The organism is Aeromonas sp. Y293-4 (genome assembly GCF_027705905.1).
Classification (GTDB): domain Bacteria; phylum Pseudomonadota; class Gammaproteobacteria; order Enterobacterales; family Aeromonadaceae; genus Aeromonas; species Aeromonas veronii.
The window spans coordinates 35,837-61,936 of sequence record NZ_JAPDCI010000006.1; the positions used below are offsets into that span (position 1 = coordinate 35,837).

Genomic DNA, 26,100 nt, shown 5'->3' on the forward strand with positions numbered 1-26,100 from the left:
GCAGGTTGGCGCGGATCTGCCAATCCAACACGATCGCCATAATCACAATCACCACAAATAAAAGAGCCGCCCTTATGGGCGGCTCTTTGCATCAGCGATCAATGGCTGAATCGTCTTGTTGTCACTCGGCCTTGGGCGGTTCAACCACAGCGGTCGCCGGTTGGTCATCCTCCTTGATCCAGGCATCCAGCAGGGTGTAGCCCACCGCCAGCACCACCGGGCCGATAAAGAGGCCAATGATCCCCATGGTCAGCAAGCCACCTATTACCCCCACCAGAATGAGGATGAGCGGCAGGTCGGCGCCACGCTTGATCAGGAAGGGGCGCAGGAAGTTGTCCATGGTGCCCGCAATCAGTGACCACACCAGCAGGAAGGTGCCCCAGGTGGTGTCACCGCTCCAGTAGAGGTAGCCGATACAGGCCAGCAGCACCGGGAAGGGGCCGATCTGGGCGACGATCAGCAGGAACATCACCACCACCAGCACCATGGCGTAGGGGATACCGGCAATCAGCAGGCCGACACCGGCCACCGAGGATTGCACCAGCGCGGTCACCACCACCCCCATCGCCACGGCACGGATCGCCTGTGAAGCGAGCACGGTGGCATTGTCACCACGCTGACCCGCCAGCCGGTGAGCAAAGCGGCGAATACCGGTCGCCACCACTTCACCTGAGTGATAGAGCACACCGCAGATACCGACCGTCAGCAGGAAGTGAACGAACAGCAAGCCAAGATTACCGGCCTGAGAGGCGAGCCAGCGGGCGGTCTGACCGAAATAGGGGGCCAGCTTGGCAAACAGCACCTGACCACCGCTCGCCAGAATTTGCTGCCAGAAGTCATAGAGCTTGTCGCCCACCAGCGGGATCTGTTGCAGCCAGAGCAGCTCCGGCGGCGGTGACTGGCTGATATGGGTGCCCAGCTCGATCAGCATGGGCGCCTTCTCCGCCACATTGGCCAGTGTCATAAAGAGCGGGATGACAAACATCAGCAGCAGCACCAGCGTCATAAAGAGGGCCGCCAGGGTGCGCTTGCCCCACAACAGGCGCTGCACCATCAGCATCAGCGGCCAGGTGGCGATGGTGATCATGGTGGCCCACACCAGCGCAGGCAGGAAGGGCTGCAACACCAAGAAACAGGAGATAATCAGGATGCTGAGAAACAGCACCCCCAGGGTTATCTTGGCCAAATCCACTTTTTTCACATTCATAGAGTTCCCTTGTCAGAGCCGTTGCCCTTGGGTCGTGTGTCGCATTTCAAGAAAGAGAGTATCCACCAGAGACCAGCGCTCAACCAGAGCCCCAGCCCGAAAAAGAGCGCAAACTGACCGAGCAGGATGGCCAGCGAACTGCTGGTCAGCAGCGGTAGCGCCCAGAGTCCTGCCCCTATCACCGCGCCCCCCGCCAGGGTGACCACGCCGGTCACAATGGAGGGATAACCGCCGCGGATCAGGGAGCGCAAACCGCCAACCCAGAGCCCGAGCGCTGCCATGCTGATCCCGGCCTGATGGGCCGATTGGGTCAGCCCCCCGAGCGCCAGCGCAGATGCAATCAGCAGCAGCCAAGCTGCCGACTGCCTGTCGGCACGCCAGCAGGGGCGGGCGGCCAGCAGCAAGGTGCCTATCAGCAGGCCAACCGCCACATCGGAGATAAAGTGCACCCCGAGCCAGACCCGCGCCAGACCTGTGGTCAGCGCCAGCAGCAAGGCCAGCGAATAAGCCAGCCCGCGCCGGGCAGGCCAGAGCCAGCCAAGCAGTGCCCCCCAGAACAGCAGGGCCGAAGCGGTATGGCCGCTCGGCATGCCAAAGCCTTGCGCGCTCTGGGCCGCCAGTTCAGGTTGCAGATGGAAGGGGCGCGGCCAGCCGATCCCCTCCTTGCTCGCCTGCACCAGCAAGCCAAGCCAGAGCATGGCGAACAGCAACTGGCGCAGCCGCGACCACCCCAGCAGCGGAAGCAGCAAAGGTATCAGGGCAAGCTGAAAGCCGCCTGAACCAAACAGATTGCTGACCGACAGCCACCAGACATCGGGCCCCAACCACTGTTGCAGGTGCAGCATCAGCGGGATCTCGGCCTGATGCAGCGCATTGCCCTGCGCCACAAAATCGGCCTGCCAGTGCACCTCGCTCTCGGGCACCTGATCAAGCCGGGATTGCAGCCAGTCGAGCTGATCCGGGAAGCGGCGCTGCTCGCGGGGGAGCTGGTCAATGGCGATCAGCCGGGCGTTAAGGATCTCTCCCCCCAGATTGGGGGCCTTCAGCAGCGAGACAAAATCGGAATTTTGCTGCGCGACAATCGGTTCCAGCGTGCGGCAGGCGAAGATAAGCGCCCGCTGCCAGCGGCCCAACTCCTGCACCACCTCCCCCCGCAAGCCGGTCTCTTCATAGAGTTCGCGCAGCGCCGCCTGCTGCGGGCTCTCGCCGCCATCTATATAGCCACCGCTCAGGCTGTAGCGGGAGGAGATGCGATCCTGCACCAGCAACAGTTGATCCTGATGGCGGATGGCGCAGGCGGCTGCCGTTGGGCCAGCCGGTTCGGCACTCAGGGCTGGCAGAGCGGCAAACAGCGCCAGCAAGAGTAAAAAGAGGGTTCTCGACATCAATTTGCTTTCCCTATGCACAATGGCGACAAGCCTCCCAGAAATCAGATAGTTGGGCAACGGTAGCGGCCGGATCGCCGCCATTCCCGCCGCGCTGGCGGTGCACGGAAGATTGCGATGAAGCAGGGCACTCCCTACTATTGGCGGCTATCTTCAATTTCATGCAGCAAACGCTGGAGCCCTCCATGAGACAGTTCGGCTTTTTCCTCGGCATCGCCATCGGTGTCATTTTGATCCTGTTCGGCAGCATCGTCATCTTCCAGGCGCTTCCTGCCGCACTGGATGTACTGGAGATGCCAAGCCGCATCCCGTTCGTGCGCGAGGTCTACACCTGGCTGATGACCAGCGCCAACGGCCTGACCGCCCAGCTGGAGCAGAATTTCCTGGAAGCGTTCCAGACCGTGCTCAAGCTGATCCTGCTCACCACCTTCATGTGGGTCTGCGTCAAGCTGGTCAACATGGGGGTGCTGATTATCCGCGCCGGGGTTGATCTCATCCGCACCGCCATCGCCCACAGCGAAGGCCCCCACGACCAGAAGAAGCCGGATCAGCACGATCACTTCTGACTAAGCAGTGGTCAACGGATGTGAACGCTGCCGCCCCCAACCGGGGCGGCAGTGTTATATGCGCGGTATGAAGGCCCCTCCCTGCCCCATGAATACCCGATAAAGCAGTGGCTTTCCCTTGTGAATCAGCAAACTGCCCATATGTTGCATCACCTTGACATGGTTTGCGCCCCGCGCGGCGGCTGCCCGGTTTCTATCCCGACCCCGTGCTCTGGTATAATCGACCACCTCTTTTCCCCGTTATGGAGCCTGTTCATGCCCAATCATGCAGAAAGTGCCCTCGAGGTTCGTCTCGACAAGTGGCTGTGGGCGGCCCGTTTCTACAAGACCCGCTCCATTGCGCGGGATCAGATAGACGGGGGCAAGGTGCACTACAATGGTCAGCGCAGCAAACCGGGTAAACAGGTGGAAGTGGGTGCATTGATCCGCTTCTGGCAGGGGCAGGACGAACGCGAAGTGCGGGTGCTAGCCTTGAGCGAGCAGCGCAAATCGGCTCCGCTGGCCCAGCAGCTCTATGAAGAGACCGCCGAGAGCCTGAAAAAACGGGCCGAGAACAGCGAGGCACGCCGCTTCAACAGCCAGTTTGCCCCCAGCCCCGAGCGCCGCCCCGACAAGCAGGAGCGACGCCAGTTGCTCAAGGTCAAACAGTACTGACCGACCCCGATTTGATACCGGGCTGGCATCAACCCCAGCCCGCCCGATTTACCTCACCGAAAAGCCAGGAATACATGATGAGCAACCAAGATCTGCTGTATCGCTATCTGTTTGAAGAGTACGAAGTGCGTGGCGAGCTGGTCCAGCTGGATCACACCTACCGCCACGTAGTGGAAGCCCAGAACTACCCGGTGCAGGTGCAAAAACTGCTGGGCGAGCTGCTGGTCGCCACCAGCCTGCTGACCGCCACCCTCAAGTTTGAAGGCTCCATCACAGTGCAACTGCAGGGCGATGGCCCGGTGCGTCTGGCCGTGATCAACGGTGACAACAACCAGCAGCTGCGCGGCGTGGCCCGCTATGAAGGCGAGCTGCCGAGCGATGGCAAGCTGCAGAGCCTGATTGGCAACGGCCAGCTGATCATCACCATCACCCCGGAGCAGGGCGAGCGCTATCAGGGCATCATCGCGCTGGACGCCGATACTCTGGCAGGCTGCCTGGAGCACTACTTCGCCCGCTCCGAACAGCTGGCCACCAAGCTGTGGATCCGCACCGGCTACCATGAAGGCGAACCGCGCGCTGCCGGCATCATGCTGCAAGAGTTGCCCGCCCAGAGCGAGGATCACAGCAACGACTTCGATCACCTGACCCAGCTCACCAGCACCATCAAGGATGAAGAGCTGTTCGGCCTGCAGGCAGAAGAGATCCTCTACCGTCTCTACCATCAGGACAAGGTGCGGGTGTTCGATCCGCAGGCGGTCGAGTTCCGCTGCACTTGCTCCCGCGAGCGCTGTGAAGGGGCTCTGCTGCAGATAGAAAAGGAAGAGGTCATGGAGATGGTGCAGGAGCTCGGCAAGATCGACATGCACTGTGATTATTGCGGCGCCCAGTACCAATTTAATGGGATCGATGTCGAAACCCTGTTCAGCAGGGCTCCCGGCAATGATGCAAACCAGTTACACTAATTAAAGGCGGGCAAAACCCGCCTTTAACTTTAATAACAAAAAAATACCCTATTTTATAAAGTTTGATGGCGATCGCTAAACTCTACCACCTAAGTGATAGGATGACCGTCAGATAGAACCCTACCAACCTCTGAACCCAGGAGAATACAATGACAATCGTGGCAGAACCCACCCTGGCCCAACAATTAGGACTGGACCAGTACGGCATCAAAAACAGCCAAGAAATCGTTCGCAACCCCTCTTACGAGCAGCTTTTCGCGGAAGAGACACGCCCTGACCTGGAAGGGTTCGAGCGCGGTGTGGTGACCGAGCTGGGCGCCGTCAACGTAAACACCGGTATCTTCACCGGTCGCTCCCCGAAAGATAAATATATCGTCAAAGATGCCACTACCCAGGATACTGTGTGGTGGTCTGACCAGGGTAAAAACGATAACAAAGCCATTACCCCGGAAGTGTGGTCACATCTGAAAGGGCTGGTCACCAAACAGCTCTCCGGCAAGCGCCTGTTTGTGGTCGACGGTTTCTGCGGTGCCAACCCGGATACCCGCCTGGCCGTGCGCATCATCACCGAGGTGGCCTGGCAGGCACACTTCGTGAAAAACATGTTCATCCGCCCGAGCGATGAAGAGCTGAAAACCTTCAAGCCTGACTTCGTGGTGATGAACGGTGCCAAGTGCACCAACCCGAACTGGAAGGAGCAGGGTCTCAACTCCGAGAACTTTGTTGCCTTCAACATGACCGAGAAGATGCAGCTCATCGGTGGCACCTGGTACGGTGGCGAGATGAAGAAGGGCATGTTCTCCATGATGAACTACTTCCTGCCCCTGCGCGGCATTGCCTCCATGCACTGCTCCGCCAACGTGGGTCAGGACGGCGACGTTGCCATCTTCTTCGGCCTCTCCGGCACCGGCAAGACCACCCTCTCCACCGATCCCAAGCGTCAGCTGATCGGCGATGACGAGCACGGCTGGGATGACCACGGCGTGTTCAACTTCGAAGGGGGCTGCTACGCCAAGACCATCAAGCTCTCCGAAGAGGCCGAGCCGGACATCTACCACGCCATCCGTCGCGATGCGCTGCTGGAGAACGTGACCGTTGCTGCCGATGGCACCATCGACTTCGATGATGGCTCCAAGACCGAGAACACCCGCGTCTCCTACCCCATCTATCATATCGACAACATCGTCAAGCCGGTCTCCAAGGCAGGTCACGCCACCAAGGTGATCTTCCTGACTGCCGACGCTTTCGGCGTGCTGCCTCCGGTCTCCAAACTGACCAAGGAGCAGACCAAGTACCACTTCCTGTCTGGCTTCACCGCCAAACTGGCCGGTACCGAGCGCGGCATCACAGAGCCGACTCCGACCTTCTCTTCCTGCTTCGGCGCAGCCTTCCTCTCCCTGCACCCGACCAAGTACGGCCAGGAGCTGGTGAAACGGATGGAAGCGGCAGGTGCAGAAGCCTATCTGGTCAACACCGGCTGGAACGGCACCGGCAAGCGCATCTCCATCAAGGATACCCGCGCCATCATCGACGCCATCCTGGATGGCTCCATCGAGAAGGCCGAGACCAAGGTGCTGCCGATCTTCAATCTGGAGATCCCGACCGCGCTGCACGATGTGAACCCGGCGATCCTCGACCCTCGCGACACTTACGCCGACAAGGCCGAGTGGGATGCCAAAGCCGTCGATCTGGCAGGGCGTTTCATCAAGAACTTCGAGCGCTTCACCGATAACGATGAAGGCAAACGTCTGGTTGCGGCAGGCCCGCAGCTGTAACAGGCTCGCTTCGTATCAGTGACATCATGCCGGTCAGCCACGCTGACCGGCATTTTTGTTTGTGTGGAGCCCCGAACGCCGCCATCGCTCCCGTTAAAGGGGCCAAAACCTTGCCTTTGCCTGTTGTGACAGGTTAGATTCAGCCAAACTTTATACAATATACAATTCTGTAACGCCCAATCGTGACCCGACCATGACCCCACCCTACAAGACCCGAACCCAGATGGTAATGGAAAACCTCCGTGGCCGGATCCTCCGTGGGGAGTTCCCCGCTGGCGCCCCCTTGCGTCAGGATGCCATTGCCAAAGAGCTGGCCGTGAGCCGCATCCCGGTGCGCGAAGCCCTGATGCAGCTGGAAGCGCAGGGGCTGGTGAAGTTCGAAGCCCATCGCGGCGCCGTGGTCACCATGCTGGACGCCTCGGCCATTGAAGAACTCTTTTATTTGCGAGCGCTGCTGGAAGCCGATACCCTGTTTCACGCCGTCGACAAGATGACGGAAGCCACCTTCGCACAAGCGGAGGCGATCCTCGCCCAGTTTGATCACGCCCTGGAGTCAGGCACCCAGATCGAACATTGGGCCGAGTTGAACCACAGCTTTCACGCCACCCTCTATCAGGCAGCCGGTCGCCCCCAGGCACTTGAACTGATCGCCCAGATCAATCTGAGCTGTGACCGCTATGTCCGCTTCGAGCTGCTGTTTGCCAGCGACGGCGTGGACAAGGCGGAGCGTGAACACGCCCAATTGCTGGAGCTGTGCCGCGCCCGGCGCAAGCACGAGGCGGTGGTGCTGCTCAGGCAGCATATCGAAGCGGCAGGTCAGTCGATCAAGCGGATCCTGGCCAGCGGCCATAAAAACTGAACACTCATATAGCAACCATCTGGCACTAACGACATGAATAATTTCGAGATAATTGAAACCCGCGTCGCCCAAGTCAGGGCCGAGCTGGCCATGCAGGAGTTGGACGCATTTATCGTCCCCCACGATGATGAGCACCTCGGCGAGTACATCCCCGCCTATGCCGAGCGGCTTGACTGGCTCACCGGTTTCAACGGCTCTGCCGGGGTCGCCATCATCATGGCCCAGCGGGCAGCCCTCTTTGTCGATGGTCGCTATACGGTGCAGGCGCGGATGCAAACACCCGCCGAACTGTTCGAATTCCTCCACCTCATTGAAAATCCTCATGTGCAGTGGCTGGCCGAACAGCTGCCGTCAGGCTCCCGGGTTGGCTTCGATGCCCGCCTGCACAGCCTGACCTGGTACAAGAATGCCAAGGCCGTGCTGGCCGATCGCGGTATCGAGCTGATCCGTGTCGAGCAGAACCCCATCGACCTGAACTGGAGCGATCGCCCGGAGCCGACCAAGAGCCCGGTCATCCTCTACAACGAGGAGCTGGCAGGCCAGTCCAGCCAGTCCAAACGTGAACAGCTGGCAGCCGACCTGCGCAAGCGCGGGCTGGATGCCGTGCTGCTGACCCAGGCCGAGCCCATCAACTGGCTGCTCAACCTGCGCGGCCGCGATATCGACCGGCTGCCGGTGGTGCTGGGCTTTGCTGTGCTCTACGCCAACACCAGCATGGATTTCTTCGTCGATACCGACAAAATTGACTGCTTCGCCTTCACCCAACACGTTGGCCAAGATGTCTCCGTCTACCCCATCGACAAGCTGGGCGACGTGCTGCAACGCATCGGTGAAGATCAGCAGAAGGTGCTGGCCGATCCGGACAGCGCCAACGCCTGGACCCAGCTCGTCATGGAAGAGGCGGGCGCCATTCTGGTGGCAGGGCAAGACCCCACCATGCTGCCGAAAGCGTGCAAGAACGAGATCGAGCTGACCGGTATGCGTGCCGCTCACCTGCGCGATGGCGTGGCCATGACCCGCTTCCTCGCCTGGCTGGATCGGCTGGTCGCCTCCGGCGAGTTCGAGGGGGTGGATGAAGGCACCCTGGCCGATCAGGTGGAAGCGTTCCGCCGCGAGCAGGAGCACTACGTCGAGCCGAGCTTCGATACCATCTCCGCGCTCGGCCCCAACGCCGCCATGTGCCACTACCACCACACCAATGGCACCCCCCGTGCGTTTGGTCAGGACAGCCTCTATCTGCTGGACTCCGGCGCCCAGTATATGGATGGCACCACCGACATCACCCGCACCATCAAGGTGGGTGAGGTGAGCGACGAGCAGAAAGCGATGTTTACCCGGGTACTGCAGGGCCATATCGCGCTGGATCAGGCCCGCTTCCCCCGTGGCACCGCCGGTATCCAGCTCGATGTGCTGGCCCGCATGCCGCTGTGGCAAGCCGGTTACAACTACGACCACGGCACCGGCCACGGCGTCGGCCACTTCCTGAGTGTCCACGAAGGCCCCCAGCGCATCGCGCCGAAAGGGAGCATGGTCGCCCTGCAACCGGGCATGGTGCTCTCCAACGAGCCGGGCTACTACCGCGAAGATGGCTTCGGTATCCGCTGCGAGAACCTGGTGGTCGTGACCGAGCTGGAACAGGTTGGCGAGCTGCCGATGCTGGGCTTCGAGCGCCTGACCTACGTGCCGTTCGATACCCGCCTGATCGACCGCAGCCTGCTGAGCCCGGCCGAATTCCGCTGGATCAACGAATACCATGTCGAGGTGTTCCGCCGCCTGAGCCCGCTGCTAGAAGGCGAGGATCTCGCCTGGCTGGAGCAGGCAACCAGCCTCATCTGATGACACAGGGCCTGCGGGCCCTGTTTTTTATCCCCCCTTTTGACCTGTATCAACACCCCAAGCGAGCAGGTCAGGAGAATGGCGGCCATGAAAAGTCATCATGCCAGCCCAGCCCGGGGCTCACACGCCGCAGCCAGCAAAAAGGCGAGTGACCATCCCAGACTCATGCGCGAGCAGCAGACGGTCAGCGCCATGATCCGCCTCTACTGCCAGCACCATCATCAGGATCCCCATTGCCGCCACTGTCGCCAGTTGCGGGATTTCGCCCATCAGCGCCTTCGTCGCTGCCGTTATGGCCACGGCCACAAACCCACCTGTGCCAACTGCAATATCCACTGCTACGCACCGGCGATGCGCAAACAGATCCAGCAGGTGATGAAGTGGAGCGGCCCGCGCATGTTGCTGCGCCACCCCTGGCTCACCCTCCGCCACCTGCTCGACGGCTTGCGCAAGGCCCCCAAACTGCCCCAGAGCCGCCCCCTGCCGCCATAACCGCCAATCCCTTGCATCCGGCAGGGGATGACCACTACCCTATGACTCCTTTTCTGCCGTTGACCCCAAGGTCAGCGGCGTTGCCGATCCGTTTGCTGCCAATGGAGTCCTGATGCACCACAACCCGCCCCTGCTACGCACCGCTACCCACAATGACATGCACGCCATCTGGCAGATCGATGCCAAGGTGTTTGGCGAAGATGTCTATCCCGCCTTCTTCTTCCGTCAGGCGATGGATTTGTGGCCCGAGTTGTTGCTGGTGGCCGAATACGAGGGGCAGCTGGTGGGTTATGTGCTGGGGGGATTTGGTCAGGAGCGGTCGCAAGGCTGGGTGCTCTCGCTGGCGGTACTGCCCGAGGCACGCGGTTTTGGTCTGGCCGAGCGAATGATGCGCCAGATGGAGGCCAACCAGCAGGCGCTGCAGATCAGCGAACTGCGGCTCACGGTCGATCCGGCCAATCCGGCCCAGCGCCTCTACTACCGGCTCGGTTACACATTGCAGGCGGAAGTAGCCGACTATTTCGGCCCCGGAGAAGACCGTCTGCTGCTGGTTAAAACCCTCTCCGGTACAGCTGCGATTCAAGGACAAAACCGGTTACAGAACGCATAATTGGTTACATTTTGCCGATTTCATGTGTGACGGGGTTGGAGTAAAGTTCACTCATCAACCGGATTGTTCAAATTACGTGCAGCCCAGGAGGCCCACCATGTTGAAGCGTATGACCCTTATTGCCCTGCTGGCAGCAACCACCATCACCGGATGCGCCAACAGTGACGTTTACTCTGGCGATGTCTACACCAAGGACCGCGCCAAACAGGTGCAGACCGTCAGCTACGGCACCATCATCTCCACCCGCCCGGTGAAGATCCAGGCCGATGAGAACTCCCTGATTGGCACCATTGGCGGCGCAGTAGTCGGTGGCCTGCTGGGCAGCACAGTCGGTGGCGGTACCGGACGCGACATCGCAGCCGCAGGCGGCGCCATCGCCGGTGCAGCGGCAGGTAACGCCATCGGCAACAAGATGAATCAGGTCGACGGCGTCGAGCTGGAGATCAAAAAAGAGAACGGCGAAGCCATCGTGGTCGTGCAGAAAGCCAGCCCCACCTTCACCCCGGGCGCCCGTGTGCGCATGACCCAGGGCAATGGCAGCATCAACGTGGCCGTCGTGAACTAAGCGTGTGAACTCAGGCTTTGCAGCTTTAGAGTCATAAAAAAACCGCCGGAACCGGCGGTTTTTTGTTGTCTGGCATTCGGGATTACATGCTGTAGGCCTTCTCGCCGTGCGTGGTCACATCCAGTCCTTCCCGCTCGGCATCGCCGTTCACCCGCAGACCCACCAGCATGTCGACCGCCTTGAAGGCAATCGCCGCCACGGCACCGGACCAGAGCAGAGTGACACCGACCCCGATAGCCTGGATCTTCACCTGAGTCAGGATGGAGTAGCCCTCGGCAACCTGATTGGTGACATAGTCCCATACCCCGGTACCGCCCAGATCCGGGCTGGCAAAAACGCCGGTCAGCAGGGCGCCGAGAATACCGCACACCCCGTGTACGCCAAACACGTCCAGACTGTCATCGGCACCCAGCAGGCGCTTGAGACCGTGGACACCCCACAGACCCGCCACGCCACTGATAAGGCCCATCACCAGACCACCGCCCACACCGACGAAACCGGCTGCCGGGGTGATCACCACCAGACCGGACACAGCACCAGAGGCGGCCCCCAGCAGGGAGGGACGTCCCTTCATCACCCACTCGGCCAGCGTCCATGAGAGAGCTGCCGCAGCCGGCGCCACCCAGGTGTTGATAAAGGCGAGTGCGGCGATACCGTTGGCTTCCAGCGCGGAGCCCGCGTTGAAACCGAACCAGCCGAACCAGAGCAGGGAGGCGCCGATCATGGTCATGGTCAGACTGTGGGGGGTCATGGGATCACGACCGTAGCCCAGACGCTTGCCCACCAGATAGGCCCCCACCAGACCCGCCACGGCGGCGTTGATGTGCACCACTGTGCCGCCAGCAAAGTCCAGCGCACCGTGCTGGAACAGATAACCGGCAGTTGCAGTCGCCGTGGCCGCAGCCTCGGCGCTGATATAGGCATCCGGACCCGCCCAGTACCACACCATATGAGCCAGCGGGATATAGGCGAAGGTGAACCAGATCACCGAGAAGAGCAGCACGGCGGCGAACTTGATGCGCTCGGCAAACGCCCCCACGATAAGGCCACAGGTAATGGCGGCAAAGGCTCCCTGGAACACCACATAGATTAGCTCGCTGATCCCGACCCCCTTGCTGAAGGTGGCAGCGATGGAGTCAGGGGTCACCCCCTTGAGCAGCACCTTGCTGAAGGAGCCATAGAAATTGCCCCCCTCGGTAAAGGCCAGCGAATAGCCGTAGATCACCCAGAGCACGCAGATGAGGCAGAACAGGGTAAAGACCTGCATCAGCACGCTCAGCATGTTTTTGGCCCGTACCAGACCACCGTAGAAGAGGGCCAGACCGGGGATCGACATCAGGATCACCAGCGCCGCCGAGAGCAGCATCCAGGTGTTGTCACCCTTGTTGATTGTCATGGCGGCAACCGGAGCCACCGCCGCCTGTACCTGAGCGACCTCTTCGGCCCAACTTGGGGTAACCAGCAAGGCAGGCAACATCGTCAGACCCGCCATCATCCATTTTTTGACCATAGAGCACTCTCCTTCCCTGTCGTACCGGTACAAGACCGGCTCCGTTTCCCTGATTGAATCTGTGGCGAACCGCAAGGTGTTGCTGCAACCCGCCAGAATCACACCCGCGCCCGGCACGGGGATGTCTCTTGCCACTTCCTCATCACTGCGTCTGCCGCCGATGACCGCAAGAGACCGTCTGACATGTAAAAAGCATAAAGCGGGCCACAAATATAAATCCTTTTAAATCATGGCATTAGTAAGAACGCGCATCATCAACGCACCAATTTGGCGCATGAGCTGCGCTAACCTGCCCAGGGTCGCCCTGTCACAGGGCAGGCGATACGTCGTGCACCAGAAGTGCGCAAACCCTGAGCCAGCCCACAAGCTGACGTCATCGATATCGCGCGCTACGGGTCCGCTCGTTTACACTGACAGACCAGCCGTTTCCTGTTATCCGACCACGGCATGCCATTACACAGCCCCTTGTTTGCAACCTGATGGCAGGCCCAATCCGAGGAACACCATGCAGTTCGATCGTCTCGACATCAGCCTCTCCCACTACCGTCATCTCGACCGGGAGCATCGCGCCCACATCGCGCTGCTGGGGATAGTGATGCTGGCCATCATGGCCCTTCATCTGTTGCTGCTGCCCCACTTCCCCTACGAACGCTTTTACGCCGTCAGCTTTGGCTTCGAGGTGATCAACTGGCTCACCATGCTGTTCCTGTTCTGGGTGGTGCAGTGCGCCCACCTGCCCACCCACACCTACCGCATGCTCTCCTGCGGTCTGATGTTGTGGATCATGGGGGCCACCGCCGACATCATGGATGAGCTGGTGGCGCAGCCACTCTGGCTCGCCATCTATGCCGAGGATCTGTTGCGCTCCAGCGGCATCCTGCTCAGCAGCATCGGCATCCTGAGCACCATGCACCACCTCTTCCACATCAATACCCAGCTCAGACAACAGGCGCTGTTCGACGATCTCACCCGGCTGCCAAACCGGCGCTACTTTCATCAGCAGCTGTTTCTGGAACAGGGGATTTGCCACGCCCTCATCCTGCTGGATCTGGATCACTTCAAGGTGATCAATGACAACTACGGCCACGATATCGGGGATCGGGTGTTACAGCAGTTTGGCGAGCTGTTGCAACAGCACTGCCCGCCCGGTGCGCTGGCGGCCCGTGTCGGGGGTGAAGAGTTTGCCCTGCTGCTGCCCGTCGCCCACGAAGCCGAGCTGCTGCAACTGGCCAACACCCTGCTCACTGCGACCCGCACCATAGCCCCCGACCCGGCCCATACCATGACGGTCAGCCTGGGAGTGGGGATCCGCGAGCCCAAGGAGCCGGCCGTCTCGCTGTTCAAACGGGTGGATCAGGCACTTTATGGCGCCAAGGAGGCGGGCAGAAACTGCGCGGTATGGGCGATGCCGACTAACAAGGAGGTATGAAGATCTGCAGGTTGATTGCCGATAACGGCGAAACATTGCTGCTGAAACAGGGGCCCAAAGGCCCCTGTTTCATAGGGAAAATCCCCTCACCTAAAAGCGGAAGGTAAGACCGATATTGGCCTGCCATTGGGTTACCAGCTCCCCGCGCACCTTGAACACGCACTGCTCCGGGTTGCAGAGAAACTGATTGTTGTCGTTGACCAGCGAACCATAACCGCGCACCTCGGCCCGCAGCGCCAGATGCTCGGCGAGGCGCGGTTGCACCCCGAGCGCCAGCGACATGGAAGGGGTCACCTCGCTGTCGTAGGCGGCAAATCGGGTCACCCCGATCCCGGCGCCGATGTAGGGCGCCATCAGGTTGTCAGAGAGGGTCAGCGCACCGGCAAAGTGCAGGATGTCCACCGTCAGGCGATCCGGCAGGTCGGGAGAGAGGGTGGTGGACTGATGGCTGTAGAGCAGCTCAATCATGCCGGGATCATCCACCTCCTTGCTGATAAAAAGACCCCAACTACCGGAGCCCTGTCCCTGCAGTGAATCGAGCGAGGCTGAGACCGGCACCGGCTGCACCACCTCATCGCTCTTCTCGAAGTCGATGGCTGAGCTGTAGCCAAAAAACGGCGTCACCTGCCAACCGGATGTGGTCGCGCCCTCGCTACTCCAGGCCTGCCCCAGTGGCAGCAACAACCCCATCATCACTATCCCGGCTCTCTTCATCATCATCCCCTGCTCCCTGTGTGATTGTGCAGAAAGCATACCAGAGGCGTCCTAGGCCCATCCTAAACGGCGGCTGTACCGGATCACTTTCATCGCGGGATTTCCCTCTCGCCTGAACCCTGCCGCACCGCTCCACTGGCGCCGCTATGCCCCCCTGCCACCATTCATCGACGGTTAACCTCTGCCACGTATGCTGGCGCCAAATCGGGTCATCGGGGCCCGTTATCACCACTCAGAAGGACATCAGGGAATGGTTGCCGCGCAACTTCACGACCCCCAAACCACCCTCGCGGATACCCTGCGGGCTACCGCCCACGCCATCGACGAGAGCCACATCAGCCTGCGCCAGATGCTGGAGCTGGTGGGCGAGCAGGGCATGCTGCTGTTTTGCGTGCTGCTCACCGTCCCCTTCCTGCTGCCGGTCTCCATTCCCGGGGTCAGCACCCCGTTTGGCCTGCTGATCCTCTTTATCGGTATCGGCATCACCCTCAATCGGGTGCCCTGGCTGCCCGCCATGCTGATGGAGCGCCGCTTCGCTGCCGACCAGCTCAAGCCGACCCTTCACAAGGGGGCGGATCTGCTGGCCCGGGTCGATCGCGTTATCCGCCCGCGCCTGCTGGTGCTGACCGGCAGCAACACGGTCAACCGCTGCAACGGCCTGCTGATCATGCTGGCTGCCCTGCTGCTGATGCTGCCCCTGGGCGCCATCCCGTTCACCAACGCCATGCCTGCCTGGGCCATCCTGCTGCTGGCCACCGGCATGTTGCAGCGGGACGGTCTGTTCATCGCCAGCGGCTATCTGCTGGTAAGCGCAACCCTGGTCTGGTTCAGCGTGCTGGCCATCGGCTTGCTGATGGCGGGCCAGAGCGCCAGCGGCCTGCTCGGCTAACCCCGATGCACAGAAAAAGGGCGACCAGATGGTCGCCCTTTTTGATTTGTGCGGGATACCGCCCGGTCAAAGCAGATCGTAGATAAGGGCCGAGATGGCAAGCAGCCCCATCACCAACACAAAAAGGGTACTCGGCCCGCGATAACGCTTGAGTGCGGGCAAGCGATAGATAGAGCAGGCCGGCAGCAGAAACAGGATCACCGCAATCAGCGGGCCACTGACGCGCTCGATGATGTCGAGCACATTGGGGTTCAGATAGGTGATGACGGCGGTCACCATAAACAGGATCACCGATGACACCCGGGCGATGGTTGACTCCTTGAGGGAGAGCCCCAGCCCCTGACAGGCACCGCTCACCATGCTCACCGTCCCCTCGCTCACCCCCATGGAGGTGCCTAGGAAAGATTTGGACATGGCCAGAATAGCGATGAGTGGCCCCACATAGGCGATCAGCGGGTTGGAGAACTTGTTCGCCAGCGCCGACAGCACGGAGATATTGTCGGTGCGGGCCAGCGCCATCTCGGCCTGACTCAGGCTCATCACGCAGCTCACCACGAAAAAGAGCACACTGCCGCAAATCAGCATGCTGCTGCACTTGATGATCCGCTTGGCGCGCAGATCGGCACTCTCCTGACAACGCTTCTTCTGCGCCGCGCTGAAGGAGGAAATAATGGGCGCATGGCTGAAGGAGAAGACCATCACCGGCACGATCAGCCAGAGGGATTTCCAGAACGCCGGATCCCGCCAATCCACCGCCTGGCTCTCGCTGAAATAGGAGAGGCTCCACTGGGGCAGCAGATAGATGGAGAGGCCAATCAGAAAGGCGACCATCGGTAGCGCCAGCACGCTGATGGCCGATACCACGATCTGTTTGCCAGCCAGCAGCACCAGATGCAGACCCAGCATCACCCCCAGCACCAGCAAGCCGCGCGGCAGCTCGGCGTCCCCCAGCTGGTGAACCACGAAGCTCTGGATCGCGTTGGTGATGGAGATGCTGTAGACCAGAATGATGGGGTAGAAGGCCATCAGATAGACCAGCATCAGCAGCTTGCCCGCCTTGGCCCCGAAGTGCTCCTCCACCACATGGGTGATATCCCCCTCCTTGTGGGAGCTGGAGAGCACAAAGCGGCTCAATGCCCGGTGGGAATAATAAGAAAGCGGAAAAGCCAGCAATAAAATAAATAGCAAAATAACCGGAGAATTACTGCCAACAGTAATAGGGAGAAATAACGTACCGGCACCGACAGCAGTGGCATATAGGCCCATGGTCCATACCGAATCGCTTTTCTCCCATTTCAATTTTGAAACAGGGTTACTCTTTTCAGCAATAGAAACACTCATTGCAATATATACCTTATTAATCTGTCATCATTATTTTTATTGGCCCGAATAACAGGCTGGAGATATGTCGTTGCATATCGCCATGCACATGAAAAAACAACGCCGCCAGCGGCCAACAGGGCCACCGGAGAGAAACGGAGCTGCCACGCTACCATCGTTGAAATCGCAATCCGGGTCAAGGTTAATAATTCATGACTGTTTGAATCGGAATGTTTCAAAAGACAACGGGATGTATCACATTCGTCACCCAAAACCCGATTCACGCCTGTTTGATAACATACCGATAAAACCTCATGCTGTTGCCCAACAACACAAATAAGACCAGCGATCAGGCCGATAATATTAACACCTTAAGCTGTGGAATATGAGTTAAATAATACGGCCAACTTTTCTACTAATTGACAGTGATGTCAGCCAATTTATTCAGGGTAAAAGCGCAGGCTATTTCCCACAGCGACCGGGGTGGCACTCTCAACCTGCCGGGCAGTGCGCCACCCGGTTGCGGCCTGCCCGCTTGGCCCGATAGAGCCACTCGTCGGCCCGAGCCAGCGCCTGATTGATCTCCTCCTCCGGCTGCACCAGGGTTGTGCCCAGACTGACCGTGATGGCGACCGGATCGGCAGGCAGCGCTTCGACGGCGGCGCGGATCTGCTCCGCCATCTGCTGCAAACCGGCTTCATCGATCCGCGGCAGCAGGATCAGAAACTCCTCGCCACCGCTGCGCACAAAGAGGTCGTCCGCCCGCAACAGGGCATCGATACAACTACTGAAGCGCTGCAAGGCCCGATCTCCCTGCTGATGGCCGTAGTGATCGTTGAGCTGCTTGAAGTGATCGATGTCGAGCATGATAAGACCACAGGGCGCCTCCCCTGCCCGCAACGGCTGGCAGTGCTCGAAGAAGAAACGGCGGTTGTAGAGGCCAGTCAGCTGGTCGGTTTCACTCTGGCGCAGCAGTCGCTGCTGCAACTCGTACTGGCGGGTGATATTGCGGGTCACCCAGGCCACCGCCCGCTTGCCGTCATAGAGGGAGGGCAGCGGCGCAATCTTGCCCTCAAAACGCTGTATCCCTTGCGGCCCGGCGGCGGCATTGATCCCCCCCACCTCGGCTGCGGAGAGCTCATACTCCACCACCCGCACCTGACCGCTCGCCAGCGACTCGGCTACCTGCGCCTTGACCCACATGGCCATCTCGGGTGGCAGCACATCGGCCAGCTGCTTGCCCGCCAGCGGATTGCCATCGTGATAGGATTGCTGCTCCATGCCGCCGATATATTCCACGTAATAGCCATCTTCACTGAGGATAAAGACGGGATCTGGCAGCTGGGCCATCACTTCATAAAGCTGGGTTACCGAAAGCGCCACGGAGACTCCTGTACTTCAGCGTCAAACAGGGGGGAGATATTCTGCCTCAAGAGGACTCACTCACCCTCATCGTCAGCGCAGAAAAATCTGCGGCCACAGCCAACAATCCTTTACATCTAGCAGCCTGCCAGCCTCTCGGCCACCACCTGTGGCCTGCGCGTTGCTACTCCCGCCACTGCGCTCGCTCACGGCGGCGAAAGCCCCCTCACCCGGTCACGCATATCCCATTGTTTCAACTCACAAGTTCATTTACGCTGGCCGTCCTGAGTCCAGTTTTCACCTCATCAGCCATCAGGAACGCCAGCCACCCGCAACCGCAGGGGCTGTACCACGGAAAAGGAATCGCCAGATGAAAAACGCTATCGTTACCGCCCGCTTCGACGCCATCAGCACCGAAGGGGAACAGCTCACCCTCAAGATCGTCATCAAGGCCCCCGAGCCGGATCCCAAGTCCGCCAGCGGTGACTGGCGCTGCAAGGTGAAGCTGGCGGGGCTGAGCGAAAAGACCTTCATCTACGGCATCGACAGCCTGCAGGCCCTGAGCCTCGCCATCAAGTTTGTCGAAACCGAACTGCGCGCTTTCTCCGATGCGGGCTGGCAGTTCTATCTGCCCGGCAGCCCCGATCACCCCATCGACATGAGCGCCTGCTACTTCCCGGCGCTCTAGCCCGAGGTCAACTTAGGGAGCATGGGGTGCAGCCCAGCTCCCACAATCTCCCTTTCATCGGCGACGAGCTCATCATAGGCAAGTGCAGCCCCACAACCCGCAATACCAAGGGCGCCTTTAGATAATTTAGCAATAAAATCAATAGCATAAACCAAAAAAAATTGACAATAATTCTCATTTAATCAATGCTTGGTTTCCAAATGAAGCATTCGAGAAATAATGGATGAAGCTCTGTTTGGCCACAGCATTGTTGCTGTGCAGTATTTCAAGTGCCAATGCCAATACTTGCCCATTGAGTAACTGCAACACACTACACGCTGGTGAACATTACTCTATTAATGCCGATGGAAAGTATTGCATCAATTTCAACAAAGAAAACATCACAGTGGTAAACCTTTCGAGTCGATACATTGAAATAGAAGACAAAAATTCAAATCCAACTGTTATATACCCTGGTGAATTTGTTGATGTCGATACCATATCAACAATCGCAAATTCAACCAAGGTAGTTATCAGCATAGAGCACGATAGCTTTATCGTTATAAGAGATATAAATGAAAGCAAGCGTAACAAGAGAGCGGCACCCGCATTGGTATGGGCAGGCGGCGGGGCCGTTATGGGGGCGATGGGCGTCATTGCCAACAATCCTGATGCCAGCATGAGAGAGATTGCTGCAGGTGCATTTGGTGGTGCCGTTACCGGTAGGTTAAGCCCCATCATGGGAAGTGGTGTCGCAGGCATGATGGCTTCAGGCAGTGCTGGCCTGGCAGCAAGCGGTGGCTGTGCCTCATGTCACTAGTGATGATGATCGTCACATTGATAGCGGCCGTTGTAGCACCCTTTCTTTTAAGCAACAACCTTGCCCATCGAATTGCACTGCTACTAATTTCAAGCGGTTCAATACTATTTAATTATCTCTCGGGCACTTTCTCAGCCTGGATATGTTTAACCTTTATTGTATTTACAGTTATTTTAAAGGCTAACTATCGTTCTACTCTGGTGCGTTGTGATGATGCAATACTAGGTTGCTATATAATTTTCTACATCCAGCCATTAGTTTTCATGATGATTTAAAACTATCTATTTAAATGAAGTTGACAAAATAAACTAGCCATAAAAAGAGCGCATATTATGCGCTCTTTTTATTTCAGACCTGTTTGGTAATATTTATCAACCCGTATTACGCATACCTGCGGCAATACCGGCGATGGTGACCATCAGCGCCTTGTCCAGCTCGGGGTGCAGGGTCTCCGGGTGGTTGCGGGAGCGGTTGAGCAGCTCGGCCTGCAGCACGTTGAGCGGGTCTGTGTAGGGGTTGCGCAGCTTGATGGACTCCTTGATCCAGGGCTGGTCCTCCAGCAGATCCCCGCGCGGGCTCAGTTTCAGCACCACCTCGATGGATTCGGCGAGCTCCTGACGCAGCTGTTTGCCAAGGCCCCACAGCTCCTGCGGCACCAGACGGGTGTCGTAGTACTCGGCGAGCCAGACGTCCGCCTTGAGGAATACCATCTCCAGCATTTCGAGGCGAGTGCGGAAGAAGGGCCACTGGGCGCTCATCTCTTCCAGCACCGCCAGCTTGCCGCCGTCGATAGCCTGTTGCAGCGCCTTGTGGGCACCGAGCCAGGCCGGCAGCATCAGGCGGTTCTGGGTCCAGGCGAAGATCCACGGAATTGCGCGCAGGCTCTCGACGCCGCCGTTGGGCTTGCGCTTGGAAGGACGGGAGCCGAGCGGCAGCTTGCCGAGCTCCATCTCCGGGGTGGCGGCACGGAAGTAAGGGACGAAGTCCGGATGACCGCGCACGATACTGCGGTAGTGATCGCAGGAGTCGGCGGCCAGCTGTTCCATCACCTCGCGCCAGCACTCTTTCGGCTTGGGCGGTGGCAGCAGGTTCCCTTCCAGCACGGCGCTGGTGTAGAGCTCCAGACTCTTGATCGCCACTTTCGGCAGACCGAACTTGAAGCGGATCATTTCCCCCTGTTCGGTGGTACGCAGACCGCCGCGCAGGGATCCCGGCGGCTGGGAGAGGATCGCCTGATGGGCAGGCGCACCACCACGACCGACGGTACCGCCACGGCCATGGAACAGGGTGAGGCGGATGTTGTTGGCTTCGGCAAGTCCCACCAGGGATTCCATGGCGGCGTACTGGGCCCAGCCTGCGGCCATCATGCCCGCATCCTTGGCAGAGTCGGAGTAACCGATCATCACGTACTGACGGCCCTGAATGTAGCCGCGATACCAGTCCACCGAGAGCAGGCGCTCCATCACGGCGGTGCCTGCCATCAGGTCATCCTGGGTTTCAAACAACGGGGCGACCGGCATGCGGAACTTGCAACCCGCCTCTTTGAGCAGCAGTTGCACCGACAGCACGTCGGACGGCGCACCGGCCATGGAGATGATGTAGATACCGAACGCATCGGGGTCGTGCTGGGCGATAACCTGACAGGTATCCAGCGTCTCGCGCACCTCGGCGCTCGGTTCCCAGTCGTGGGGAATGAGCGGGCGACGGGAGTTCAGTTCGTTAAGCAGGAAGGCCTGCTTGTCATCTTCGCTCCACTCGGCGTAGTCACCCAGACCCAGATAGCGGGTCAGCTCGGAGAAGACCAGCCCGTGACGCTCGCCATCCTGACGGATATCCAGCTTGACCAGATGGATGCCGAAACAGGCGACTTTGCGCAGCACATCCAGCAGCATGCCGTCGGCGATGTTGCCCATGCCGCAGGCGTGCAATGAGTGGTAGCAAAGTTCCAGCGGCTCGCGCAGCTGGGCGGTGGTCTTGACCAGATCCTGGCTCTCGCTCGCCTGGCCCTGCACCTTGGCGGTGAGATGCTCCTTGGTTTCGCGCAGCGCTTCACGCAGCTCGCGCACCAGCGCACGGTAAGGCTCGGGATGATCGCCAACGCGAGCGCGCACGGCGTCGGTACAGTCGGACATGGAGAGCTCGGAAGTGAGCTCCTTGATGTCTTTGTAGAACAGGCTCACCGCCATCCAGCGGCCCAGCTCCAGCACTTCGGCAGTCACCTTGGCGGTGACGAAGGGGTTGCCATCGCGGTCACCGCCCATCCAGGAGGTGAACTTGACCGGCGCGGCATCCAGCGGCAGCCGCACACCCAGATGGTGTTGCAGACGCTCGTCCAGATTGCGCATGAATTCGGGGATGGCAGGCCACAGGCTGTTCTCCACCACGGCAAAGCCCCACTTGGCCTCGTCGACCGGAGTCGGGCGCTGTTCGCGGATCTCGTTGGTGTGCCATGCCTGATTGATCAGCTGTTCGATGCGGTTGAGGATCTTGTCCCGCTCGCGAGGCAGCAGGTCGGAGAGCTCCAGCGCCTCGAGGCAGTCGTTGAGCTGTACGTGCTTGTGGATCAGGGTACGACGGGTCACCTCGGTGGGGTGAGCGGTCAGCACCAGATCGATATCCAGCTCGCGCACGGCCTGAATGATGGCCTCTTGTGACAGGTTGGATGCCTTGAGTTTGTCGAACATCTGCTCCAGCGGATCCGGGGTGCAGACCTGCTCTTCACAGCGACGGGAGATGGTGTGGAACTGTTCCGCCACGTTGGCCAGATTAAGGAACTGGCTGAAGGCGCGGGCCACCGGCAGCAGTTCATCATCGCTCAGGGTGCGCAGGGTATCGAGCAGACGTTCCCGGTCTGATTCATTGCCCTTGCGGGAGGACTTGGCCAATTGGCGAATGGTTTCGATCTTGTCGAGAAAGGCCTGACCCTGATGATCCTTGATGGATTTACCCAGCAGCTGACCCAGCATGCCTACGTTGGCGCGTAGTGCGGCGTACTTTTCGTTCATTCCACATCCTTATCTTGTTGGTGCCTGACACCCATCCGGGGTGTGAGACGACCTCACTTATTGTTGTGCGATTACAACATATGCTCCGTCATCTTAGGGTGACAATCTACCCAGATTGTCTGCGCAAGGTCAAATAACAGGCCGATTCAGAACATGTATTTCCATCACCACTCCACAACCGGCTTGTTATGTAACTTACTTACAGTTTTTACGCCCCTTTCACCGTCGCCGCTACAGGCAAAAACGTCTGATCAGGTGTTGCAACACCGCGGTGGTCGGCTTGACGAAGGAGAGGTCCAGATACTCATCCGGCTGGTGGGCCTGGGTGATATGACCTGGGCCCATCACTATGGTCTCGCAGCCAAGCTGCTGGATAAACGGCGCCTCGGTGCAGTAGTTGACCGACTCGGCGGCGCGGCCGCTCGCCTTCTCAGCTTCGCGCACCAGCGCAGAGTCGTCGGCGCAGGCGTAGGCGGGAATAGGCTCGTGCAGATGTTGCAGATGCAGGCAGCCCGGCTGGTGGATCTCGATGGGAGAGAGCGCCTCTTTGAGCATCCCCATCAGCTCATCCGGCCCCACCTGCGGAGTGGGTCGCAGGTCGATATGCAGCTCGCAGCAGCCGCAGATGCGGTTCGGGCTGTCGCCGCCCTGAATGTAACCGAGGTTCAGGGTCGGCTGCGGCACGGCAAAGCGGTGGTCGGCATAGCGATCTTTCAGATCCTGCTGCAAGCGCAGCACCTGCCCCATCGCCTTGTGCATGATCTCCATGGCGTTGACGCCGTTGGCGGGATCCGAGCTGTGGCCGCTCTTGCCGGTAATGCGGATCGCCTCCGACATATGCCCCTTGTGGGCCACTACAGGCACCAGCCCGGTCGGCTCGCCAATCACGGCGTAGTCGGGTTTGAGCTCGGCCGCCGCGGCGATGGCGCGGGCCCCCGCCATGGTGGTCTCTTCGTCGGCAGTGGCGAGAATGCGCAGCGGCTTGGTCAGCTTGGTGAGGTCGATCTCTTTGAGCGCTTCCACTATGAAGGCGAAGAAGCCCTTCATGTCGATGGTGCCGAGGCCATAGAGACGATTGCCCTCTTCGGTCACCTTGAAGGGATCCTTGCTCCAACCCCCCTCATCGAACGGCACCGTATCGGTGTGGCCCGCCAGCAGCAGACCGCCCTCCCCCTGACCCATCGTCGCCACCAGATTGAATTTGCCCGGCAGATCGGGGAGCGCCGTCACCTCGCACTGAAAACCGAGCTGACCGAACCAGTCGGCCAGCAGCCGGATCACCGCCTCATTGCTCTGATCCCACTTGGGATCCGTGCTGCTGATAGAGGGAATCGCAATAATATTCTTATAAAGTGAAAAAAAATCCAGATTGGCCATCAGCTCCTCCTTGCGTCCCCGGAATGTTTCTGTTAGAAAATACAAATGCAAAGTGAGTGCATGAATATTCTGTTATTTTACCTGAATATCTGGCTCATCAACAAAGGCTTCTAGTTGTAAGGGAAAGTTAATGTTCTGTCACCTGATCTATAACCGACGACACACACCCGCCTGAATTGCCCCTCCGCACTTGTGCAAAGGGGCGCTCGAACACCCTTGTGCACTGCAGCGTCATGCTGTGAATCTCGAACTCTGACTTGGAATATTCAACATGCTTAACACCGTTATCGTCGGTGCCAGTGGCTACGCGGGAGCCGAACTGGCCGCACTGGTACAGAACCATCCACAACTCAAACTGTTCGGCCTCTACGTCTCCGCCGGCAGTCAGGATGCCCACAAGCGCTTCTCTTCCCTGCATCCCCAGTGGGTAGGCGCCCTCGATCAGCCGCTGCTGCCGCTGGACGACGATGGCATGACCCGGATCCTGACCCAGGCCGATCTGGTACTGTTGGCCACCGCCCACGAGGTGAGCGCCGAGCTGGCACCCAAGTTTCTCGCCAAGGGGCTGCCGGTGTTCGATCTCTCCGGCGCCTTCCGGGTCAAGGATCAGGGCTTCTACGACAGCTTCTACGGCTTCACCCACGACAGCGAGCAGTGGCTGGATCAGGCCGTCTATGGCCTGGCGGAGTGGAATGCCGATGCCATCGCTACCGCCCAGCTGATTGCGGTGCCGGGTTGCTACCCGACCGCATCGCTGTGCGCTCTCAAGCCGCTGCAGCAGGATGGTCTGATTGCCAAGGGGTGGCAGCCCATCATCAACGCCGTCTCCGGGGTTTCCGGCGCCGGTCGCAAGGCGGCCATCAACACCAGCTTCTGCGAAGTGAGCCTCAATCCCTACGGCACCTTCAATCACAGACACCAGCCGGAGATCAGCCATCACCTCGGCAAGGAGGTGCTGTTCCAGCCCCACCTTGGCAACTATGTGCGCGGCATTCTGGCCACCATCTATGTGCAGCTGGCGGACGGCGTCACCCCCACTCAGGTGGATCAGGCCTTCCTCAAGGCTTATGAAGGCAAGCCGCTGGTGCGCCTCACCGGCCAGATGCCCTCTATTCGCGGTGTGGCAAACACCCCTTACTGCGATATCGCCTGGCAACAGCAGGGCAACATGCTGGTGGTGGTCTCCGCCATCGACAACCTGCTCAAGGGCGCCGCCTCGCAAGCCATGCAGTGCATAAATATCAAATTTGGTTTTGAACCGGCCACCGGCCTGATTTAAGGACTTAGGAAGGATCTCGAACATGGACAAACAGACGTTGGTAATCAAGCTGGGCGGCGCCCTTATCGAGAACGACGAGGCGCTGACCGCCCTGTTCGCCACCCTCAAAACCTTTCTCGATGATCAGCACCGTCCGCTGGTGCTGGTACACGGCGGTGGCTGTCTGGTGGATGACCTGCTCAAGGGGCTGGGCCTCACCTCCACCAAAAAGAACGGCCTGCGGGTGACCCCGTTCGAGCAGATCCCCTTCATTGCCGGGGCGCTGGCGGGCACTGCCAACAAGCAGATGATGGCCAAGGCGATCGCCACCGGCATTCCGGCGGTGGGGCTCTGTCTGGCAGATGGTGGCCTCTGTCAGGTGACCCAGCTCGACCCGGATCTCGGTGCAGTCGGCGAGTGCAAGCCGGGCAACCCGGCACTGGTGGCGGGCATCCTCGGGCAGGGCTTCCTGCCGGTGGTGAGCTCCATCGGCATCACCGCCGAGGGGCAACTGATGAACGTCAACGCGGATCAGGCGGCCACCGCCATTGCCGAGGCGCTCGGTGCCGATCTGGTGATGCTCTCCGATGTGAGCGGAATCCTCGATGGCAAGGGCAAGCTGGTGCCCCAGCTCGACAAGCTGACCGCACTGGATCTGATGGAGAAAGGGGTGATCCGCGATGGTATGGCGGTCAAGGTAGAAGCGGCCCTGCACGCTGCTCAGACCCTTGGCAAGCCGGTCTGTGTCGCCAGCTGGCGTTACCCAGACCAGCTGCTCAAGCTGCTGGCTGGCAGCGCGGTCGGCACCCAAGTGGCCATTTGATCTCCACCGGAACAA

At 59.6% G+C, this 26,100-nt stretch carries 23 protein-coding genes; 15 read left to right on the forward strand and 8 right to left on the reverse strand.

Features of this window, described 5'->3' with window-relative positions:
- Positions 1-121 precede the first annotated feature (121 nt).
- Together ydiK and OKC31_RS08575 are read right to left on the reverse strand one after the other, a co-directional pair.
- On the reverse strand, positions 122-1,207 hold the full coding sequence (gene ydiK, locus OKC31_RS08570) for an AI-2E family transporter YdiK (RefSeq protein WP_247823562.1): 1,086 nt from the start codon (positions 1,205-1,207) through the stop codon (positions 122-124).
- Positions 1,204-2,592 carry a bifunctional NUDIX hydrolase/phosphatase PAP2 family protein gene (locus OKC31_RS08575; protein WP_270656767.1) on the reverse strand — a complete coding sequence of 463 codons (1,389 nt, stop codon included), beginning with the start codon at positions 2,590-2,592 and terminating at the stop codon, positions 1,204-1,206. The genes ydiK and OKC31_RS08575 overlap by 4 nt, the downstream gene beginning before the upstream one ends.
- A 185-nt stretch (positions 2,593-2,777) precedes the next feature.
- On the opposite strand from OKC31_RS08575, the gene OKC31_RS08580 reads away from it, so the two are divergent.
- The 9 genes from OKC31_RS08580 (at position 2,778) to OKC31_RS08620 (ending at position 10,911) form a co-directional block, all read left to right on the forward strand.
- Positions 2,778-3,158, forward strand: coding sequence for a hypothetical protein (locus OKC31_RS08580; protein ID WP_247823564.1), 381 nt, complete (start codon positions 2,778-2,780; stop codon positions 3,156-3,158).
- 255 nt (positions 3,159-3,413) lie between these two features.
- The gene (gene hslR, locus OKC31_RS08585) at positions 3,414-3,812 is read left to right on the forward strand and encodes a ribosome-associated heat shock protein Hsp15 (protein ID WP_005340141.1); all 399 of its coding nucleotides are present in this window, start codon (positions 3,414-3,416) and stop codon (positions 3,810-3,812) included.
- 77 nt (positions 3,813-3,889) lie between these two features.
- Complete coding sequence (hslO, locus tag OKC31_RS08590) at positions 3,890-4,774, forward strand: Hsp33 family molecular chaperone HslO (protein ID WP_019445177.1); 885 nt, start codon at positions 3,890-3,892, stop codon at positions 4,772-4,774.
- A 149-nt stretch (positions 4,775-4,923) separates the two neighbouring features.
- Complete coding sequence (gene pckA / locus OKC31_RS08595; protein WP_005340139.1) at positions 4,924-6,549, forward strand: phosphoenolpyruvate carboxykinase (ATP); 1,626 nt, start codon at positions 4,924-4,926, stop codon at positions 6,547-6,549.
- A 193-nt stretch (positions 6,550-6,742) separates the two neighbouring features.
- Positions 6,743-7,408: a GntR family transcriptional regulator gene (locus tag OKC31_RS08600; protein WP_005340138.1), complete on the forward strand. Its 666-nt coding sequence runs from the start codon at positions 6,743-6,745 to the stop codon at positions 7,406-7,408.
- Between the two features lie 33 nt (positions 7,409-7,441).
- Positions 7,442-9,244 carry an aminopeptidase P family protein gene (locus OKC31_RS08605; RefSeq protein ID WP_247823565.1) on the forward strand — a complete coding sequence of 601 codons (1,803 nt, stop codon included), beginning with the start codon at positions 7,442-7,444 and terminating at the stop codon, positions 9,242-9,244.
- A gap of 87 nt (positions 9,245-9,331) precedes the next feature.
- Positions 9,332-9,736 carry a nitrous oxide-stimulated promoter family protein gene (locus tag OKC31_RS08610; RefSeq protein WP_005356534.1) on the forward strand — a complete coding sequence of 135 codons (405 nt, stop codon included), beginning with the start codon at positions 9,332-9,334 and terminating at the stop codon, positions 9,734-9,736.
- Between the two features lie 112 nt (positions 9,737-9,848).
- Complete coding sequence (locus OKC31_RS08615) at positions 9,849-10,346, forward strand: GNAT family N-acetyltransferase (RefSeq protein ID WP_005340127.1); 498 nt, start codon at positions 9,849-9,851, stop codon at positions 10,344-10,346.
- 97 nt (positions 10,347-10,443) lie between these two features.
- Entirely contained in the window at positions 10,444-10,911 is a 468-nt protein-coding gene (locus OKC31_RS08620; protein ID WP_005340126.1) for a glycine zipper 2TM domain-containing protein, read from the forward strand.
- 82 nt (positions 10,912-10,993) lie between these two features.
- On the opposite strand, the gene amt is transcribed toward OKC31_RS08620, so the two are convergent.
- On the reverse strand, positions 10,994-12,421 hold the full coding sequence (amt, locus tag OKC31_RS08625; protein WP_113740581.1) for an ammonium transporter: 1,428 nt from the start codon (positions 12,419-12,421) through the stop codon (positions 10,994-10,996).
- A gap of 505 nt (positions 12,422-12,926) precedes the next feature.
- Here amt and OKC31_RS08630 point away from each other — a divergent pair.
- Positions 12,927-13,850 carry a GGDEF domain-containing protein gene (locus tag OKC31_RS08630; protein WP_151285743.1) on the forward strand — a complete coding sequence of 308 codons (924 nt, stop codon included), beginning with the start codon at positions 12,927-12,929 and terminating at the stop codon, positions 13,848-13,850.
- A gap of 90 nt (positions 13,851-13,940) precedes the next feature.
- Here the strand turns inward: OKC31_RS08630 and OKC31_RS08635 are convergent, their stop codons facing one another.
- Positions 13,941-14,564 (reverse strand): porin family protein, encoded by a 624-nt coding sequence (locus OKC31_RS08635; protein ID WP_247824147.1) that lies wholly within the window; start codon positions 14,562-14,564, stop codon positions 13,941-13,943.
- A 250-nt stretch (positions 14,565-14,814) separates the two neighbouring features.
- Between OKC31_RS08635 and OKC31_RS08640 the strand changes: the two genes are divergently transcribed.
- Positions 14,815-15,453, forward strand: coding sequence for an exopolysaccharide biosynthesis protein (locus tag OKC31_RS08640; protein ID WP_247823566.1), 639 nt, complete (start codon positions 14,815-14,817; stop codon positions 15,451-15,453).
- 66 nt (positions 15,454-15,519) lie between these two features.
- On the opposite strand, the gene OKC31_RS08645 is transcribed toward OKC31_RS08640, so the two are convergent.
- Both OKC31_RS08645 and OKC31_RS08650 read right to left on the reverse strand, forming a co-directional pair.
- Positions 15,520-16,794 carry an amino acid permease gene (locus tag OKC31_RS08645; RefSeq protein ID WP_005340121.1) on the reverse strand — a complete coding sequence of 425 codons (1,275 nt, stop codon included), beginning with the start codon at positions 16,792-16,794 and terminating at the stop codon, positions 15,520-15,522.
- 471 nt (positions 16,795-17,265) lie between these two features.
- Positions 17,266-18,156, reverse strand: coding sequence for a sensor domain-containing diguanylate cyclase (locus OKC31_RS08650; RefSeq protein WP_247823567.1), 891 nt, complete (start codon positions 18,154-18,156; stop codon positions 17,266-17,268).
- A gap of 349 nt (positions 18,157-18,505) precedes the next feature.
- Here OKC31_RS08650 and OKC31_RS08655 point away from each other — a divergent pair, with 349 nt between their 5' ends.
- Together OKC31_RS08655 and OKC31_RS08660 are read left to right on the forward strand one after the other, a co-directional pair.
- Positions 18,506-18,823 carry a DUF6968 family protein gene (locus tag OKC31_RS08655; protein WP_201958524.1) on the forward strand — a complete coding sequence of 106 codons (318 nt, stop codon included), beginning with the start codon at positions 18,506-18,508 and terminating at the stop codon, positions 18,821-18,823.
- A 223-nt stretch (positions 18,824-19,046) separates the two neighbouring features.
- Positions 19,047-19,622 (forward strand): hypothetical protein, encoded by a 576-nt coding sequence (locus OKC31_RS08660; RefSeq protein ID WP_113740576.1) that lies wholly within the window; start codon positions 19,047-19,049, stop codon positions 19,620-19,622.
- Between the two features lie 371 nt (positions 19,623-19,993).
- Here the strand turns inward: OKC31_RS08660 and ppc are convergent, their stop codons facing one another.
- Together ppc and argE are read right to left on the reverse strand one after the other, a co-directional pair.
- On the reverse strand, positions 19,994-22,627 hold the full coding sequence (gene ppc, locus OKC31_RS08665; protein WP_005341594.1) for a phosphoenolpyruvate carboxylase: 2,634 nt from the start codon (positions 22,625-22,627) through the stop codon (positions 19,994-19,996).
- Between the two features lie 231 nt (positions 22,628-22,858).
- Positions 22,859-24,004, reverse strand: a complete 1,146-nt coding sequence (argE, locus tag OKC31_RS08670; protein WP_247823568.1) for an acetylornithine deacetylase — start codon at positions 24,002-24,004, stop codon at positions 22,859-22,861.
- A gap of 271 nt (positions 24,005-24,275) precedes the next feature.
- Between argE and argC the strand changes: the two genes are divergently transcribed.
- Together argC and argB are read left to right on the forward strand one after the other, a co-directional pair.
- Positions 24,276-25,283 (forward strand): N-acetyl-gamma-glutamyl-phosphate reductase, encoded by a 1,008-nt coding sequence (argC, locus tag OKC31_RS08675; RefSeq protein ID WP_110304444.1) that lies wholly within the window; start codon positions 24,276-24,278, stop codon positions 25,281-25,283.
- 22 nt (positions 25,284-25,305) lie between these two features.
- Entirely contained in the window at positions 25,306-26,085 is a 780-nt protein-coding gene (argB, locus tag OKC31_RS08680; protein WP_270656768.1) for an acetylglutamate kinase, read from the forward strand.
- Positions 26,086-26,100 lie beyond the last annotated feature (15 nt).

What these genes read in the sequence shown, in the direction of transcription:
- OKC31_RS08630 (WP_151285743.1), top strand. Translation starts at nt 12,927, where the DNA reads ATGCAGTTCGATCGTCTCGACATCAGCCTCTCCCACTACCGTCATCTC.
- OKC31_RS08620 (WP_005340126.1), top strand. Translation starts at nt 10,444, where the DNA reads ATGTTGAAGCGTATGACCCTTATTGCCCTGCTGGCAGCAACCACCATC.
- OKC31_RS08600 (WP_005340138.1), top strand. Translation starts at nt 6,743, where the DNA reads ATGACCCCACCCTACAAGACCCGAACCCAGATGGTAATGGAAAACCTC.
- OKC31_RS08635 (WP_247824147.1), bottom strand. Translation starts at nt 14,564, where the DNA reads ATGAAGAGAGCCGGGATAGTGATGATGGGGTTGTTGCTGCCACTGGGG.
- hslO (WP_019445177.1), top strand. Translation starts at nt 3,890, where the DNA reads ATGAGCAACCAAGATCTGCTGTATCGCTATCTGTTTGAAGAGTACGAA.
- OKC31_RS08655 (WP_201958524.1), top strand. Translation starts at nt 18,506, where the DNA reads ATGAAAAACGCTATCGTTACCGCCCGCTTCGACGCCATCAGCACCGAA.
- OKC31_RS08640 (WP_247823566.1), top strand. Translation starts at nt 14,815, where the DNA reads ATGGTTGCCGCGCAACTTCACGACCCCCAAACCACCCTCGCGGATACC.
- ppc (WP_005341594.1), bottom strand. Translation starts at nt 22,627, where the DNA reads ATGAACGAAAAGTACGCCGCACTACGCGCCAACGTAGGCATGCTGGGT.
- pckA (WP_005340139.1), top strand. Translation starts at nt 4,924, where the DNA reads ATGACAATCGTGGCAGAACCCACCCTGGCCCAACAATTAGGACTGGAC.
- OKC31_RS08610 (WP_005356534.1), top strand. Translation starts at nt 9,332, where the DNA reads ATGAAAAGTCATCATGCCAGCCCAGCCCGGGGCTCACACGCCGCAGCC.
- OKC31_RS08660 (WP_113740576.1), top strand. Translation starts at nt 19,047, where the DNA reads ATGAAGCTCTGTTTGGCCACAGCATTGTTGCTGTGCAGTATTTCAAGT.
- OKC31_RS08575 (WP_270656767.1), bottom strand. Translation starts at nt 2,592, where the DNA reads ATGTCGAGAACCCTCTTTTTACTCTTGCTGGCGCTGTTTGCCGCTCTG.
- argC (WP_110304444.1), top strand. Translation starts at nt 24,276, where the DNA reads ATGCTTAACACCGTTATCGTCGGTGCCAGTGGCTACGCGGGAGCCGAA.
- OKC31_RS08605 (WP_247823565.1), top strand. Translation starts at nt 7,442, where the DNA reads ATGAATAATTTCGAGATAATTGAAACCCGCGTCGCCCAAGTCAGGGCC.
- argB (WP_270656768.1), top strand. Translation starts at nt 25,306, where the DNA reads ATGGACAAACAGACGTTGGTAATCAAGCTGGGCGGCGCCCTTATCGAG.
- ydiK (WP_247823562.1), bottom strand. Translation starts at nt 1,207, where the DNA reads ATGAATGTGAAAAAAGTGGATTTGGCCAAGATAACCCTGGGGGTGCTG.
- hslR (WP_005340141.1), top strand. Translation starts at nt 3,414, where the DNA reads ATGCCCAATCATGCAGAAAGTGCCCTCGAGGTTCGTCTCGACAAGTGG.
- OKC31_RS08645 (WP_005340121.1), bottom strand. Translation starts at nt 16,794, where the DNA reads ATGAGTGTTTCTATTGCTGAAAAGAGTAACCCTGTTTCAAAATTGAAA.
- OKC31_RS08580 (WP_247823564.1), top strand. Translation starts at nt 2,778, where the DNA reads ATGAGACAGTTCGGCTTTTTCCTCGGCATCGCCATCGGTGTCATTTTG.
- argE (WP_247823568.1), bottom strand. Translation starts at nt 24,004, where the DNA reads ATGGCCAATCTGGATTTTTTTTCACTTTATAAGAATATTATTGCGATT.
- amt (WP_113740581.1), bottom strand. Translation starts at nt 12,421, where the DNA reads ATGGTCAAAAAATGGATGATGGCGGGTCTGACGATGTTGCCTGCCTTG.
- OKC31_RS08615 (WP_005340127.1), top strand. Translation starts at nt 9,849, where the DNA reads ATGCACCACAACCCGCCCCTGCTACGCACCGCTACCCACAATGACATG.